The sequence below is a fragment of the Mesorhizobium sp. ESP6-5 genome (assembly GCF_020164695.1).
GTDB lineage: Bacteria > Pseudomonadota > Alphaproteobacteria > Rhizobiales > Rhizobiaceae > Mesorhizobium > Mesorhizobium australicum.
This window is the reverse complement of sequence record NZ_JAIUGR010000023.1, coordinates 12,122-27,946: the sequence shown is the minus strand read 5'-3', so window position 1 is coordinate 27,946 and position 15,825 is coordinate 12,122. Positions and strand designations below refer to the sequence as shown.

Here is a 15,825-nt window from a genome sequence, read left to right as displayed (position 1 = left end):
TCCGAAGTTAATCCATCACCAGTGGAAAACTCACCATCACGGCCAGCCCGGGCCGGCAGTCCTCGAGCGTGATCGATGCGCCATGCAGCTCGGCAATGGCCCTGACAAGGCTGAGGCCGAGGCCGCTGCCGGGGGTCGAGCGGCTGTGGTCCAGCCGGTAGAGACGCTGAAACACTTTTTCGCGCTCGCCGGCGGGAATGCCGGGTCCGTTGTCGGCGACGCTGGCAAGAACACGATCGCCCTGGCGCGTCACCGAGAGTTGGATGGATGTGCCGGGCGGACAATGGCGCAGCGAATTCTCGACCAGGTTGGCGAACATCTGCGTCAGCAGTTCCGGATCGCCATGGATGCGGCCGGCGGTCTGATGCAGCTCGACCGATGACAGCACCTTGCCGTCGTCCTCGGCCACGCCGGCGTATATCTCGGCGATGGTCCCGAGGATCTCGCCGAGATCGACATCGGTGAAGCGCGCCTTGCGCGCGCCGGCCTCGATCTGAGCGATGCGCAGCAGCGCGTCGAAGGTCTCGTTGATCTGGTGGCCCTCGGCGCGCGCGTCGGCCAGATCGTCGGAGACGTCCTGGCGCCGTGCGGCCTTGTCGGCGGCGCTCTCCAGGATCATCTGCAGGCGGTTGAGCGGCGTCTTCAAATCATGCGCGATGTCGGCGCTGACCTGCTTCATGCCCTCGACCAGCGCCGACAGGCGGTCGAGCGCGGCGTTGATCTGGCTGGAGACGATGTCGATGTCATCGTCCTTGCCGGTCAGCGGGATGCGGGTGTCGAGGCGGCCATGCGAAACGTCGACCATCGTGGCGGCAATGCCGTCGAGACGGCGCTGGACGCGCGAGGCGAGCAGGGCGCCGCCGGCAACGGCCAGGCCGGTGATGATCAGCGTCGCCCAGCCGAAGCTCATCAGCATGATCGTTTCCAGCTCCTCGGTCTCGGAGAGGCTGAAGGCGATGGTCAAAGTGTTGGCGCCGACCGGACCGGAATAGGCGCGGTATTCGGTGTCCGGCGGCAGGCCCGGCATTTCGGCCCCGAACATCGAGAAACCGTCGGGAAGCCCCGCCGCGGTGAAGTTGCCCGCAATACGGTTGCCGGCGGCGTCGGTCAGCGAAAAGAGCTGCTCCTTCCCAGGGCTGCGCACGGAGTGGTTTTCGACGGTCTCCACCAACTCCCTGAGATCCTTGTCGGCATAGGTCGCGGCGATGACGGCATAGGTCTCGCTGATGGTGTCGTCGAGCTGCTCGGCAAGGTCGGCGCTCATCATCTGGTAGACGATGGCGCCCGCCAGCACGAAGGCCAGCATGAACAGGAAGGCGAACGTCAGGGCAAGCCGGAATGGCGTGCTGCGCAGCAGGCGGGTCCGGGTCACGGTCATCGGAAAGTCGCCGTCATGGGAAGTTCGCGGTCATGGGAAGGTCGCGATCACTGGGAGAGCGGCGCGTGCAGGCTGTAGCCGGTGTTGCGGATGGTGTGGATGAGCTGGGTACCGAACGGCTTGTCGACCTTGGTCCGCAAGCGGCTGATATGGGTCTCGACGACGCTGGTCTTGGGGTCGAAGTGGAAATCCCAGACCCGCTCCAGCAGCATGGTGCGGGTGATGACGCGGCCCTCGCCGCGCATCAGCACCTCGAGCAGGCTGAACTCCCTCGGCTGCAGCTCGATCGGCTGGCCCTGCCTGACGACGCGCCGCATGATCAGGTCCATTTCGAGGTCGGCGACCCGCAGAACGGTCTTCTGCTCCTGCGCGGCCGGCCGCCGGCCGAGCGCGTTGATGCGGGCAAGCAGCTCGGAAAAGGCGAAGGGCTTGACCAGATAGTCGTCGCCGCCGGCCTCGAGCCCCTCGACGCGGTCGTCGATGCCGCCGACGGAGGTGAGGAAGATCGCCGGCGTGCGCACGCCGGCGGCGCGGACGGCCTTGACCATAGACAGGCCGTCGAGGCCCGGGATCATCCGGTCGGCGACGATCACGTCGTAGCCGCCGCTGGTCGCGGCGAAAAGCCCGTCATGGCCATTGCGCAGGAGGTCGCAGACATGGCCGGCCTCGGTCAGGCCGCGCACGATATAGTCCGCCGTCCTGTGGTCGTCCTCGACGAGAAGTAGCCGCATCGCTGTTCCCTGGCTGCCGGTATCCGGGACAGGCTATCACCGGCACGAGTCCGTTCCTAGAATAGTCGCCAACTGGCCAAGCCCTGCGGCACCCGCCGGCGGCTCACTCCGAGTCCAGCAGCATGTCGTCCAGCTCGTCGGCATTATTCCTGAGCGTCATGTAGAGAACGAGCGCGATGATGCAGCCGAGGAAGATCAGGCTGGTGAAAATGGTGCCGAAACCGAGGCCGCCATATTCGGCTGGCTGCGACAGCCAATCGCCGAAGGAGGCACCCAGCGGACGCGTCAGGATATAGGCCAGCCAGAACGCCAGGATGGCGTCCAGGTGGAACAGGTAATAGGCGAGCGCGATAAGCGCGATGACGCCGCCGAACAGCAGGCCCGTGGTCAGGTAGCCCATGTCGAAGGTCTCGGCGACCAGATCGCCGGCGGCGGTTCCCAGCGAGAAGGTGAAGAGAATCGCCAGCCAGTAGAAGATCTCGCGCCTGGTCGTGAAGATGGTGTGGATCGAAAGCGTCCGTTCGCTCGCGTACCAGACCGCGAATGTCGCCGCGAGCACAACGGAAAAGGCGATCGTCGTGGTCTGCAGGCGCACGCCGAAATTGTCGACGAGGTTGTCCGTGATCAACGTGCCGACGACGCTGATCAGCACCACCGCCAGCCAGTAGGCCCACGGCACGTAGCGTTTGTGCGCGAACTGCAGGGCGAGAGCGACGACCAGCACGCCGGTCATGATCAGCGAGGTGACGGTCAAGCCGAGGCCGAGGTTGACGGCGAGATAGTCCGCCGCCGTCTCGCCAATGGTCACCGCCATCAGCTTGACCAACCAGAAGTCGAGGGTGACGTCCGGCACCCTGTTTTGGCTCGGTGCGGGGGGTGTGTGTGGTGCGAGCATGGCTGATGTCCCGATGCCGATGGTTGCGCCGGCGGCGGAAGCGATCCGGCATTCGGATGATGATAGGCAAGCGACTTCTCACCAGCCTGTCCGGCGCCATACAAATTCGTAAGGATGGCGGTGGCTGGCTCAAAAGGCCTTTACGAATGCCTCGCGATGCGCTGATAGAGGGTGAGCGCCTTGTATCCGCCATCAATGGCGTGCCCCAGTGGCCGGGCCTGCACCAGAGTGCCCAGGAAAACGCGAAAATGACCTACGCTTCCCTCAAGCCGGTTTCACAGGCTTTCGACCAGCGCAAGCGGCTGATATTCATCCGGGTCGCGGCGGTGCTGGCGGTGCTGCTGCTGTTCCTGACCAAACCGGCGCTCAGCGAAGGCTCGAACGGCCACGAAACGCTCGAATTCCTCGGCTTCTGCCTGGTGCTCGCCTGCGTCGCCGGCCGGCTGTGGAGCATCCTCTATGTCGGCGGCAAGAAGAATGAAGAGCTGGTCTCGACGGGACCATTCTCGATGAGCCAGAACCCGCTCTACTTCTTCTCGACGGTCGGCGCGGTCGGCATCGGCCTGCTCTACGGCTCGGTGGTGGCCGCCGCCGCGCTTGGCGTCGCCAGCTTCCTGATCTTCCGTGTCACGGCGCGCAGGGAGGCCGAATATCTCCTGGGCAAGTTCGGCCCGGCCTACAGCGCCTACATCAAGGCGACGCCCCGGTTCTGGCCAAACCCGCTGCTCTACCACGACAATGACGAGCTGCGGTTCTCGACCCGGGCGCTGAGGCGCACCTTTTTCGACGGGCTCTATTTCCTCGCCATCTTCCCGGCCATCGAGCTGATCGAGTATTTCAGGGAGACAGGCGTGCTGTTCCCGGCCTTCATCACGCTGTACTGAGCAGCTCGCCACGGGAATTGGCGCGGCTGATCGGCCATCGCGACTGTCGATGGCCATTCATGGAAATCGAAACTAGCTTCCCAGCGGATAAGGCATGTAGCCGACGAAGCCGGCTATCTTCCAGCTCGCGCCGACCTTTCGGCAGAAATACAGTGTCTGCCATTTCAGCCGGTCGACGCTGCCATCCGCCTTGGCGACGCTGCCGTCGAACTTCTTGTGCAGCACGGCGCGGTCGCCGTCGACATCGATGTCGCGCAGATTGGTAACGCGAAACAGCGCCTCGCGCAGCGGCTCGGCGAATTTGGTCGCCGCCGTTTCCTTGGCCTGGCGCAGCCACTCGTCGCGGTAAATCTCCAGCCGCGGGAATTGCAGCCGCCAGGCATCGGCATTGGCCAGGAAATGCGCATGCATGCCGAAGAAGCTTTCGGCGATGAAATCGTTCTCGACCATGGCCCAATCCTGGTCGATGAAGGCGTCGATGTCGCGCCGCATCAGCATCTCCCACAGCGCGTGACGGTCTGCGTCGCCGGGAGGGAACGGGTTCTTGTCGAAGGTCATTGTCGGGGTCTCCGGTTTAGCGAGGGCGTCTGTCGGTCGTGGCGTCGAGCCCGTCCGGCAAACGCGCACGATGCAAGCGCATCTGTAATAAAGCAACACGGATTTCGAACAATGTTGCTTTCCAACAAGGGCCTCTATCGGGATTGCCGCGATCGCGGTAAATCTCGTCCCGGAGCGGACGCCGCCTCGGTGTCCGGCCATGTCATCGGAGGAGGCCGTCCCTTGCCCAAGCAGACTTTCGGAACATCCCACGTGCCGCTGTCGCCGGCCGTGCGGGCCGGCGATTTCGTCTTTGTCTCGGGCCAGGTTCCCGTCGGCGGCGACGGCATCGTGGTCAAGGGCGGCATCACGGAGCAGACCGAGCAGGTGCTCGCCAATGTGAAGGCCGCATTGGCGCTCGCCGGCTGCACGATGGACGATGTGGTCAAGACCACCGTCTGGCTCGAGGACGCGCGTGACTTCGGCGCCTTCAACGCTATCTATGCCAGGCATTTTCCGAAAAATCCGCCGGCCCGCACCACGGTCGAATCGCGGCTGATGATCGACATCAAGATCGAAGTCGAGGCTGTCGCCTACAGACCGGCCTGAGACGGCAATTCGGCCAATCGGAGGTTCCAACAATGCAATTCGACCTCCTCGTGAAGGGCGGACGGCTGATCGACCCGGCGGCCGGCATCGATGCGCCGCGCGATGTCGCCATCGCCAATGGCCGCGTCGCCGCGATCGAAGCCGATATCCCCGCGACCAGCGCCGCCCAGGTGGTGGACGCCACCGGTTGCATCGTCGCGCCCGGCCTCGTCGACCTGCACAGCCACGTCTATTGGGGCGGCACTTCGCTCGGTGTCGACGCCGACAGGCTAGCCGCCAAGAGCGGCACCACCACCTTCATCGACGCCGGCAGCGCGGGCGCGGGCAATTTCCTGGGCTTCCGCCGCCATGTCATGGAGCGTTCGAAGGTGCGCATCCTGGCCTATGTCAACATTTCCTTTGCCGGCATTTTCGGCTTCTCGCAAACGGTGTCGGTCGGCGAATGCAGCGATCTCCGTCTCTGCGAGCCGCGCGAGGTGGTGGCGGCGGTGCGCGAGCACGCCGACGTCGTCGTCGGCGTCAAGGTTCGCTCCGGCAAGCATGCCGGCGGCAACAGCGGCATCGCGCCGGTCGACCTGGCGCTGGAGGCCGCCGACAAGGCCGGCCTGCCGCTGATGGCGCATATAGACGAGCCGCCGCCCGGCCGCTCCGAAGTGCTGCCGCGCCTGCGCCGGGGCGACATCCTCACCCATTGCTTCCGGCCCTTCCCCAATGCGCCGGTGTTCGCCTCCGGCACGGTGCGGCCCGACATGCGGCTGGCGCGCGAGCGCGGCGTCATCTTCGATCTCGGCCATGGCATGGGTTCGTTCGACTTCGAGGTCGCCCGCGCCATGCTGGCCGAAGGGTTGGCGCCCGACGTCATCTCGAGCGACGTGCACCTCTACTGCGTCGACGGGCCGGCCTTCGACATACTGGTCTGCATGTCGAAGCTAATGGCCCTCGGCATGCCGCTGGTCGAGGTTCTGCGCGCCGCGACGCAGGCGCCGGCGCGGGCGATCGCGCGGCCGGACCTCGGCACGCTGACGATCGGCACCGCCGGCGACGTGGCCGTGCTGCGGCAGCGGTCAGGCCGCTTCACCTTCGTCGATGCGGTCGGCACCTCGCTGGTCGCCGACCAGCGGCTGGTGTCGGAAGGCATCGTCGTCGGCGGCATTTGGTGGCCGAACGAGGCGGTCGACGATGTCGGCGAGACCGAGCGCTTCGTGGCCCATGCCAACCATACGCATGTCGAGGTGGCGGCCAGGCATTTCGGGCATCGGTAGGATTAACTGATATCGAGGAGGCTGCGCGATTGACGAGCGGCTTCCCCCACTCCGTCTCGGCTTCGCCGAGCCACCTCTCCCCCCTCCGGAGGGAGAGGAAGGGAGCCAAGGTCGGTGAACTTGCGCCTTTCCTCTCCCCCGTCGATCGGGGGAGAGGTGTCGAGCGAAGCTCGACGGAGTGGGGGTCGACCTCTCACCGAAGCATGCTTCCGCCTCACCGCCGCGAATTGCTCGGCGCCCCATAAACCGGCGTCTCGATCCCTTCCATCCGTGCCTTGATCTGCAGCGCGACATATTTCGAATAGAAGCGCGACAGCGCGAGATTGCCGCCGTGGAACCACAGTGCTTCCTGCGCCGTCGGCTTCCACATGTTGCGCAATTCGCCTTGCCAGGGGCCGGGGTCGCCCTTGACGCCGGAGCCGAGGCCCCAGCAGGGGCCGACCTTGTCGGCGACCTCGCGCGAGACGAGAGCCGCCACATTCTCGTTCATCGACTGATAGCCGGTGCAGGCGACGATGGCGTCGGCCTCGAGCTCGCTGCCGTCCTCGAACAGGATGCCTTTCGCCGTCAGCGATTTTATCGCGACGCCGCTGCGGATGCCGACCTTGCCGTCGATGATCAGGTCCGAGGCGCCGACATCGATGTAGTAGCCGGAGCCGGTGCGATAGGCCTTCATCAAAAGGCCGGTCTCGTCGTCGCCGAAATCGAGCGCGAAGCCGGAGGCGGCGAGACGCTCGTAGAAATCGGCGTCGCGCGCGCGAATGACGTCGTAGAGCGCACGCTGGCCATTGGGCACCAGCGCGAACGGCGTCGAGGCGACGATCATGTCGGCCTTCTCGGTGGTGATGCCGCGCGCCAGCGCGTCCTCGGAGAAGATCTCGAAGCCGACCTGCATCAGCGTGTCCGACTTGACCACCGTGGTCGGCGAGCGCTGGATCATGGTGACGTCGGCGCCGCTCTCCCAGAGATCGACGCAGACGTCGTGGCCGGAACTGGCCGCGCCGATGACGGCGACCTTCTTGCCGCGGAATTTCTCGCCGCTGGCATACTGGCTGGAATGCAGCAGCTCGCCCTTGAACTGGTCGGAACCCGGCAGATCGATCTTGCGCGGCGGACCGTAGGCGCCGGTGGCGAAGACGATGTGCTTCGGCTTCAGCGTGATGCGCTGCCCGACGCGGTCGACCACCACGGTCCATTCTTTCTCCGCCTCGTCGTAGCTGGCGCTGAGGCACCTGGTGGCGACCCAGTAATTCAGCTCCATGACGCGCGTGTACATTTCCAGCCAGTCGCCCATCTTGTCCTTGGGCGTGAAAACGGGCCAGTTGTCGGGGAACGGTATGTAGGGCAGATGGTCGTACCAGACCGGATCGTGCAGCACGAGCGTGCGGTAGCGGTTGCGCCAGGAATCGCCCGGCCGCGCGTTCTTCTCGATGACGATGGTCGGCACGCCGAGCTGCCGCAGCCGTGCGCCGAGCATGATGCCGCCCTGGCCGCCGCCGATGACCAGGCAATAGGGTTGCTCCGTTACGCCGAGCTCGCGCGCCTCACGCGCCCGCGCTTCCGACCAGGTCTCGCGTTCCGGGTCCGCCTTGTGGCGCACGCCCAGCGGCCGCGCCGCGCCCTTGCGCTCCTCGTGTCCCTTCAAGTCGGTCATCGCCGTGAACAGGGTACGGCAGCGGCCGTCGCGCAGCCTCATGATGCCCTGGCCCGTGGCCGCCGCTGTCTCGAAGGTGAACCAGGCCTCGATCGTGCCTTCATCCGAGGTTGCCTCGCCGGTGAGCTGCCACGCGCCAGGCTTCGTGGTCGCCAGCGTTGCTGTCAGCATGTCTGCGATGGCCTCGCGGCCTTCCATCGTCGTGACGTTCCAGGTGAAGGCCAGCAGGTCGCGCCAATAGCAATCGTCGACGAACAGGTTGCTTGCGGCCGACAGGTCGCCGGATTCAAGCGCCTGCGAAAACGAGCCAAGCCATGCGGCCGCCTGTTTGGATGGTGACTTTTCGAGCATTTCTTCCCTCTTGTATGCGTCCAATCTGTATAGCGGGACGGCAACTGTCGAACTCGGCGCTGCCCCTCATCCGCCTGCCGGCACCTTCTCCCCGTATAGTGACGGGGAGAAGGATTAGTCGCCGAGCGGCTCCATTTCCTTGCCCGTGCGGTGGATCTGGGCGTTGTATTTGATGCGGCGCACGGTCTCGCGGGCCGGGCCGTCGAGCTTGTAGGCCGACGCCACCGCCAGGAGGTCGATCATCGCCAGGAAGGCGAAGCGCGAGGCCGTCGGCTTCAGCGTATCGGGATATTCGGGCACGGCAACCGTCAGCCTGACGTCGCAGGCGCGGGCGAGCTCGGTATCGGGCGCCGTCACGGCGATCGCGTTGGCACGGTAGTGCTTGGCGAGTTCGACCGCCTCGATCACCTCGCGCGTGCGCCCGGTCGCCGAGATGGCGACCACCAGGTCGCCGGGCTTCAGCGTCGAGGCGGTCATGCGCATCAAATAGGGGTCGCACTGGGCGCTGATCGAGACGCCATAACGAAACAGCCGGTACTGAGTTTCCTGCGCCAGCGCCGAAGAGCTGCCGCCGAGCCCGAATACGGTGACCTGGCGGGCCCGGGCGATCAGCTCGGCGGCCTTTTCCAGTTCACCCGGATCGAGCTGCCGCTCGGCTTCCTGCAACGCCCGGCGCGCTTCGCCGAACACCGCGTTCCAGAACGGCATGGCGGCGTCGCCCTCGCTGGCCGGCGACGTGTCCAGGTAGAGCGCGCCGACGACGAGGCTCTGCGCCAGCTTCAGCTTGAAGTCGCGCACGCCCTCGCAGCCGATGGCGCGGCAGAACCGGGTCACCGTCGGTTCGCTGACGCCGGCGCGCTGGGCCAGCGCCGCGTTGGAGGCGTCGACGGCATATTTGACATTATCGAGCACGACATCGGCGACGCGGCGTTCGGCCGGGCGCAATTCGCCGTAGCAATCCTTGACCAGCGAGATGATGTCGGGAATACGCCGGACGGGTTCGCCCCCGGTTCCCTCTTCGTCCGCGATCGGATGGCTGGCAGCTTCGGTCATGAAGGCGGTGTTCCCTAGCCCGTTTTCGACCTGACCTCTTATCATGTTTGCACGCTGTCGTTCCATGCGCAGGACGGCGCTGCAACCGATGCGTGCCGTCAAGGCATCCGCGTGTGCGCCTGCCAAATCATGTAGGAAAGCAACACGAATTTCAAGGCAAAGAATACCACGTCAATACAGATAGTTATGCCTAGCAGTCGGTTCTCGTCCCATGCTCGCCGCCGTCGACGCTTGACAGCAAAGTAGGATAGTTACACACTGATTTTTGACAGTCTGATGACCTTTGGATCATCACGCAATCTCCGAGGGGCGGATGAACGCGGGCGAGATAACAACGCCGAAGCTTGGCGTGCAGGCAGCGACCAAGATCTATCACACGGCGTCCGGCGACCTCTTGGCGCTGGACCGCTGCAGCCTCGACGTCAGAGCCAATGAAATCGTCTCGATCGTCGGCCCGTCCGGTTGCGGCAAGACCACGCTTTTGTGGTCGATGTCGGGGCTGCACGGCCTGACAAGCGGCGCGATCAAGCTCGACGGCAAAGAGATTTCCGGGCCGCATCCCGATATCGGCATCGTCTTCCAGGAAGCCAACCTCCTGCCCTGGCGCAATCTCGACGCCAACATCCGCTTCCCCTTCGAGATCAAGGGCGAAAAACCGGACCGCGCCTGGATCGCGCATCTGCTTAACCGCGTCGGCCTCGACGGTTTCGGCGGCAAATTCCCGCGCGAGCTTTCGGGCGGCATGCAGCAGCGCGCGGCCATCGTGCGGGCGCTGGCGCTGAAACCCTCGGTGCTTTTGATGGACGAGCCGTTCGGCGCGCTCGACAGTTTTACCCGCGAGGAGATGAACCGGCTGGTCGAGGAGATCTGGCTCGACACCAAGACCACCATCGTCTTCATCACCCACTCGATCGAGGAAGCGATTTTCCTCTCCGACCGCGTCGTGGTGCTGAGCGCGCGGCCGGGCCGCGTCGCCAAGGAATACCGCGTGCCGTTCCCGCGGCCGCGCTCGCTGGAGATCATGGCGACGAAGGAGGTGTTCGACCTCACCAACCGGATCAAGATGGACATTGTCGGAGAGCGCACCAGACCGAAGGCGCCGGAGCGCCCGAGCGCCGAGATCGTGAGGATCAGGCCGTGAGCGACGCCATTCCCGAATTTTCGAAGTCGAAATCAGGCGATGGGCAAGACGTCAGCCTGACCAACCTCTCGGCCTTCGCCAGCGGCCCCGGCATCAAGTCGGGCAAGGAGGTGGCGGCCATTCTCGCCGTCGCCGTCATCATCATCGGCGGCATCGAACTGGCTCTGCGGCTGTTCCATGTGCCGCTCTATATCATGCCGCCGCCGAGCTCGATCGCCTCTGCGCTGTTCGACGAGTTTCCGCTGATCGCGCCGCATCTCGGCTATACGCTGGTCGAGCTGGTGTCCGGCTTTGCCATCGGCGCCGCCGTCGGTCTGGTGCTGGCCGCCGTCATCACCCAGTTCCCGTTCGCGGAAAAGATCGTCGCGCCGTATATATTGCTGCTGGTCACCACGCCGATGCTGGCGCTGGTGCCGCTGCTCATCCTGCGTTTCGGTTTCGGCTACACGCCGCGCATCATAGCGGTGGCCCTGGCCGCCGGGCCGATGGTGATGATCAATGCCGCCACCGGCTTTCGTCGCGTCGACAGCGCCAAGATCGCGCTTGCGCGGTCCTATGGCGCCAGCACCTTGCAGATCTTCTGGAAGATCCGCGCGCCGATGGCGCTGCCGATGATCCTGGTCGGGCTGATGATCGGCGCCATCTTCGGCCTGCTCACCGCCGTCGGCGCCGAGATGGTCGGCGGTGGCTTCGGCCTCGGCAACCGGCTCACCACCTATTCGTCGATGATCCAGATGCCGCAATTCTTCGCCGTGGTGCTGATCCTGTCGATGCTCGGCATCCTGATCTACGTGCTGTTCTTCCTCATCGGCAAGAAATGGGCGAGCTGGGAGGCTTGACGCAGAAGCAATGACCACGCCCGGGAGGCGGGCGGCAAGGCAGACTGACATCAAACAAAAAAGGGGAATGCCATGACCAAAGACAATTTCATCCAGCAGGCGGGAATGAGCCGCCGCACCTTCCTGCAGGTGACCGGCGCCGGGCTGGTGACGGCGACCGCGCTCGGCGCCACCGGCTTCAGGGCGAGGGCCGAGGCCTATGGAAAATTCACCTGGATCTCGCCGCGCGGCACGCTCGAAGTGCTCGACGACTACCCCTACTGGGCGGCCAAGAAGGCCGGCTATTTCGACGGGCTGGACACCGACATGCAGCCGGGACCGTCCGACGGCACGGCGACGGTGAAGTTCGTCGATGTCGGCCAGGCCGATATGGGCTTTCCCTCGCCCGGCGTGTTCTCCTTCGCCATCCAGAACGGCATGAAGCTGAAGTCGGTGTTCCATATGGGCGCGCGCGACACGTTCAGCATCGCTTTCCGCAAGGGCGAGGGCTCGAATGACCTGAAGAAGCTCGAAGGCAAGACCATCCTGCTTGGTTCCGCAGCCTGGCAGTCGATCACCGATCCGCTGCTTGCCGCGCAAGGCGTCGACATCAAGAAGGTCAAATATGTCGAGGCCGGCTGGCCGACCTGGGGCACCGCGCTTGCCGGCGGCCAGGGCGACGCGGCGCTGTCATGGGAAGGGCTGCGCGCCGAATGGATCGCCAAGGGTCTCGACTTCGAATACTGGCTCGGCGTGAAGAACTCGAAGCTGCCGGCCAACACCTTCGTCGTGCGCGCAGCCGATCTCGAGGATCCCGACAAGAAGGCGTTCCTGGAAAAATACCTGCGCGGCTGGGCGATGGGCCTTGAGTTCGGCTATCAAAATCCGCGCGCGGCGGTCGAAGCGGTGTTCGAGCAGTTCCCGACGCTGGCCAAGAACCTCGGACCGGAGCTCGGCACCACCTCGATCCTGCAGCAGATCAACGTCTTCCGCGGCGACATGGACAAGCGCGGCGGCTGGGGGTCGCACGACATGGCGAGCTGGCAGGGCTTCTTCGACGAGATCCACAAGATCGGCCAGATCACCAACCCGGTGAAGGCCGAGGATGTCTGCAGCAACGACCTGATCCCGGCCGCCAACGACTTCGACAAGGCCAAGGTCAAGGCCGACGCAGACGGCGTCAAACTGTCGGAAGGCTTTGCCGCGCTCGATGTCGAGAAGATCAAGGCGCACCTGTTCGATTCGGCGGTGAAGTAGAGGCGCGCAAGCGAAGGCCATGACGACGCCACTCCTCATTGCCCTGCCTTGGCTCCTTTCCTCTCCCTCCGGAGGGGGGAGAGGTGGCGCCGCGAAGCGGCGACGGAGTGGGGGAAGGCGGTCGCTAAACGCGCAGTCGCTGCGGGACAGGCACAATCTGGCGAAGTAACCTCAGGCGGGCGGCGAAGGTCGACCCCCACTCCGTCGAGCTTCGCTCGACACCTCTCCCCCGATCGACGGGGGAGAGGAAAGGGCCGGGCAACGAGCGGCGGCGCTGACCTGAGGTGATTGTCCGGATAAACACGCGGCAACCGGTCGCCGCGCACAATTCAATCCAGAACCTGGGAGATAACGGTGGCCGACAAGGTGAAAGTACTGGTGGTGGGTCTTGGCAATATGGGTGCGTCGCACGCCAGCGCCTATCATCGCTCGGAGGGGTTTGAGATCGTCGGCATCATGAGCCGCTCGATCAAGAGCAACACGAAAATCCCGGCCGAACTCGCCGGTTATCCGCTCTACGAGGATTTCGACCTGGCGCTCGGGGAGACCAGGCCGGATGCGGTCTCGATCAACAGCTGGCCGAACACCCATGCCGAATACGCGCTGAAGGCGATCGCGGCGAACTGCCACGTGTTCATGGAGAAGCCCTTGGCCACCAACATCGAGGACGCCGAAAAGGTGGTGGCGGCCGCGCGGGCGAAAAACCGCAAGCTGGTGCTCGGCTACATCCTGCGCGTCCACCCCTCCTGGATCAAGTTCATCGAGGTTGGCAAGACGCTCGGCAAGCCGCTGGTCATGCGGCTCAACCTCAACCAGCAAAGCAGCGGCAGCGCCTGGCACTGGCACAAGAACCTGATCGATTCGCTGATCCCGATCGTCGATTGCGGCGTGCATTATGTCGACGTCATGTGCCAGCTGACCGGCGCCAAGCCGGTGCGCGTGCATGGCATCGGCGCCAAACTATGGGCCGAAGCCGACAAGCAGAATTACGGCCACTTGCATGTCACCTTCGATGACGGCTCGGTCGGCTGGTACGAGGCCGGCTGGGGTCCGATGATGAGCGAGACGGCCTATTTCGTGAAGGATGTCGTCGGCCCGAAAGGCGCGGTCTCGATCGTCGCCGGCCAGCAGGCGAGCAGCGCGGCCGAGTTGGCCGAAGTGTCGAGCTCCGCCGACATCGACCGCCACACCAAGACCGACGCGCTGAAGATCCATTATGCCGCCGTCGACGGCGACAAGAATTTCAAAAAGCCCGACGAGATCGTCAGCATGGAGGACGAGCCCGGCCACCAGGAACTGTGCGACCGCGAGCAGGCGTTCTTCCTGCGCGCCATAAGCGAGGACCTCGATCTGACCGAGCAGATGGACGCGGCGGTCAACAGCCTGCGCATCGTGCTCGCGGCCGAACAGAGCATAGAGCTGGGACGGACGGTCGAGCTGGCCTGATGCTATCCGGTTGCTGGCGCTGGAGGCGGCACCGGCAGCGCAGGAGTTTCATCCTTCTCCCCGTCACTATACGGGGAGAAGGTGCCGGCAGGCGGATGAGGGGCGGCGCCTACATTTGTAATTAGCCGGTAGCGACAGCTCGCGCATTCCTAAGCGCGATGTCGAGGCAACGCAAATTTGGGAGTGAGACATGGTCACCGACAGTCTTTTGAAAACCTATGCCGAGTCCGATGCGCTTGGCCTCGCCGCGCTGGTCCGCGGCGGCCAGGTTTCGCCGGCGGAACTGGTCGAGGCGGCGATCACGCTGGTCGAGCGGTTGAATCCGTCGCTCAACGCGGTCGTCCATCGCCTCTATGACATGGCGCGCGCGCAGGCCGCGACGGTCGACAGATCGGCACCCTTTGCCGGCGTACCATTCCTGCTCAAGGAACTGGCCTCGTCCTGGACGGGTGCGCCCAACACCAATTCCTGCTTCTACCTCAGAGATGTCGTCGCCGATTTCGACACCGAAGTCGTTCGCCGCATGAAGGCGGCGGGACTGGTGCTGGTCGGCAAGTCGAACGCGCCCGAAAACGGCTGGTCGATCACGACGGAACCAAAACTCTACGGCACGACGAAAAACCCGTGGAAGGAAGGCATCACGCCAGGCGGCTCGAGCGGCGGCGCGGCCTCGGCTGTCGCCTCGCGCATGGTGCCGATCGCGGAGGCCAGCGACGGCGCCGGCTCGATTCGCATCCCCGCCTCCTGCTGCGGGATCGTGGGCCTGAAACCATCGCGCGGCCGCGTCAGCCTGGCCCCGTTCGGCGACTATTGGTATGGCGGTGCCTACTTCCTCTGCTGCTCGCGCACGGTGCGCGACACGGCGGCCTATCTCGATGCGGTGGCCGGTGCGCTGCCCGGCGAGCCCTATACGCCGCCGGTGCCGGATGCCTCCTGGCTCAGCCTGTCGGCGCGTGCGCCGAAAAACCTGCGCATCGGCTTCACCGTCACGCCGCCCAACGGCACCGCCATCGATCCGGAGGTGAAGGCGGCGGTGCTGGCGACCGTGGCCGCATTCGAGCGGTTGGGGCATCATGTCGAGGAGCACGACATGCCGCTCGATGCCAATGGCGTATGGGCAACCTACACCAACATGACCTGCGTGCAGACGGCGGCGACCTTCGACTCCCTGGAAACGGTGATCGGCCGGCGGGTGACGCCAGGCGATGTCGAGGCGGTGACCTGGGCGATCATCGAGCGCGGCCGCGCCACCAGCGGGGTCAGGCACATCTCCGATGTCGAGCAGCTCCGGCAGGTCGGCCGCGATATTGTCGGCGACCTCAAGGCCTATGATCTCTTCGTCACGCCGACCTTGACGCAACTGCCGCGGCCGTTCGGCTATTACGACATGTCGGAGACCGACATCGACCGCTACAACGCCAAATGGACGGATGCCGTCTTTGCCTTCCCCTTCAACATCTCCGGCCAGCCGGCGATCTCGCTGCCGCTCGGCTGGTCGCACGGCGGCGTGCCGGTCGGCGTGCAACTGGTCGGCCGCTACGGCGACGAGGCGACGGTGCTGGCGGCGTCGGCACAGCTGGAACAGGAAATGCCATGGAGGGGCAGGCGGCCGCCGGTGAGCGCTTAGGGACCTGTACGGAGGTTTGATCGCTGGACGGCAAAACCTTTCCCGTCGTCATCCTGGGGTGTAGCAAGGAGCGTAGCGACGCAGCGCAGACCCCGGATCCATGCCGCGACATCAAAGCGTTCCCGGCGGTCCAAAATTCTGCTCCGCTGCACTCCACGGAAAGGTCACGGCATGGATCCTCG

General features: G+C 64.9%; 14 protein-coding genes. 8 read left to right on the top strand and 6 right to left on the bottom strand.

Going from position 1 to position 15,825, the window contains the following annotated elements; all coding sequences use genetic code 11:
- Window positions 1-7: 7 nt before the first annotated feature.
- From LB524_RS27975 to LB524_RS27965, 3 genes are all read right to left on the bottom strand, one after another.
- Window positions 8-1,378, bottom strand: a complete 1,371-nt coding sequence (locus LB524_RS27975; protein WP_224531587.1) for a sensor histidine kinase — start codon at window positions 1,376-1,378, stop codon at window positions 8-10.
- A 47-nt stretch (window positions 1,379-1,425) separates the two neighbouring features.
- Window positions 1,426-2,109 carry a winged helix-turn-helix domain-containing protein gene (locus LB524_RS27970; protein ID WP_224531586.1) on the bottom strand — a complete coding sequence of 228 codons (684 nt, stop codon included), beginning with the start codon at window positions 2,107-2,109 and terminating at the stop codon, window positions 1,426-1,428.
- Between the two features lie 103 nt (window positions 2,110-2,212).
- Window positions 2,213-3,004, bottom strand: a complete 792-nt coding sequence (locus tag LB524_RS27965) for a hypothetical protein (RefSeq protein ID WP_224531585.1) — start codon at window positions 3,002-3,004, stop codon at window positions 2,213-2,215.
- Between the two features lie 248 nt (window positions 3,005-3,252).
- Between LB524_RS27965 and LB524_RS27960 the strand changes: the two genes are divergently transcribed.
- Window positions 3,253-3,888 (top strand): methyltransferase family protein, encoded by a 636-nt coding sequence (locus LB524_RS27960; protein ID WP_041163619.1) that lies wholly within the window; start codon window positions 3,253-3,255, stop codon window positions 3,886-3,888.
- A gap of 72 nt (window positions 3,889-3,960) precedes the next feature.
- On the opposite strand, the gene LB524_RS27955 is transcribed toward LB524_RS27960, so the two are convergent.
- On the bottom strand, window positions 3,961-4,446 hold the full coding sequence (locus LB524_RS27955) for a hypothetical protein (protein ID WP_015314829.1): 486 nt from the start codon (window positions 4,444-4,446) through the stop codon (window positions 3,961-3,963).
- 222 nt (window positions 4,447-4,668) lie between these two features.
- Between LB524_RS27955 and LB524_RS27950 the strand changes: the two genes are divergently transcribed.
- Complete coding sequence (locus LB524_RS27950; RefSeq protein ID WP_041163620.1) at window positions 4,669-5,034, top strand: RidA family protein; 366 nt, start codon at window positions 4,669-4,671, stop codon at window positions 5,032-5,034.
- A 32-nt stretch (window positions 5,035-5,066) separates the two neighbouring features.
- Window positions 5,067-6,296 carry an amidohydrolase/deacetylase family metallohydrolase gene (locus LB524_RS27945; protein WP_224531584.1) on the top strand — a complete coding sequence of 410 codons (1,230 nt, stop codon included), beginning with the start codon at window positions 5,067-5,069 and terminating at the stop codon, window positions 6,294-6,296.
- A 214-nt stretch (window positions 6,297-6,510) separates the two neighbouring features.
- On the opposite strand, the gene LB524_RS27940 is transcribed toward LB524_RS27945, so the two are convergent.
- Complete coding sequence (locus LB524_RS27940; protein ID WP_224531583.1) at window positions 6,511-8,301, bottom strand: NAD(P)/FAD-dependent oxidoreductase; 1,791 nt, start codon at window positions 8,299-8,301, stop codon at window positions 6,511-6,513.
- A 114-nt stretch (window positions 8,302-8,415) separates the two neighbouring features.
- Window positions 8,416-9,354, bottom strand: a complete 939-nt coding sequence (locus LB524_RS27935; protein WP_224531582.1) for a MurR/RpiR family transcriptional regulator — start codon at window positions 9,352-9,354, stop codon at window positions 8,416-8,418.
- A 313-nt stretch (window positions 9,355-9,667) separates the two neighbouring features.
- Between LB524_RS27935 and LB524_RS27930 the strand changes: the two genes are divergently transcribed.
- From LB524_RS27930 to LB524_RS27910, 5 genes are all read left to right on the top strand, one after another.
- Window positions 9,668-10,495 carry an ABC transporter ATP-binding protein gene (locus LB524_RS27930; RefSeq protein WP_140618202.1) on the top strand — a complete coding sequence of 276 codons (828 nt, stop codon included), beginning with the start codon at window positions 9,668-9,670 and terminating at the stop codon, window positions 10,493-10,495.
- Entirely contained in the window at window positions 10,492-11,334 is an 843-nt protein-coding gene (locus LB524_RS27925) for an ABC transporter permease (protein WP_224531581.1), read from the top strand. Before LB524_RS27930 ends, LB524_RS27925 begins: the two co-directional genes overlap by 4 nt.
- Before the next feature lie 72 nt (window positions 11,335-11,406).
- Window positions 11,407-12,570 (top strand): ABC transporter substrate-binding protein, encoded by a 1,164-nt coding sequence (locus LB524_RS27920; protein WP_224531580.1) that lies wholly within the window; start codon window positions 11,407-11,409, stop codon window positions 12,568-12,570.
- A 354-nt stretch (window positions 12,571-12,924) separates the two neighbouring features.
- A complete protein-coding gene (locus LB524_RS27915) occupies window positions 12,925-14,016 on the top strand; it encodes a Gfo/Idh/MocA family protein (RefSeq protein ID WP_224531577.1) in 1,092 nt (363 codons plus the stop codon).
- A gap of 190 nt (window positions 14,017-14,206) precedes the next feature.
- Window positions 14,207-15,643 carry an amidase gene (locus LB524_RS27910; protein WP_224531574.1) on the top strand — a complete coding sequence of 479 codons (1,437 nt, stop codon included), beginning with the start codon at window positions 14,207-14,209 and terminating at the stop codon, window positions 15,641-15,643.
- Window positions 15,644-15,825: the final 182 nt, after the last annotated feature.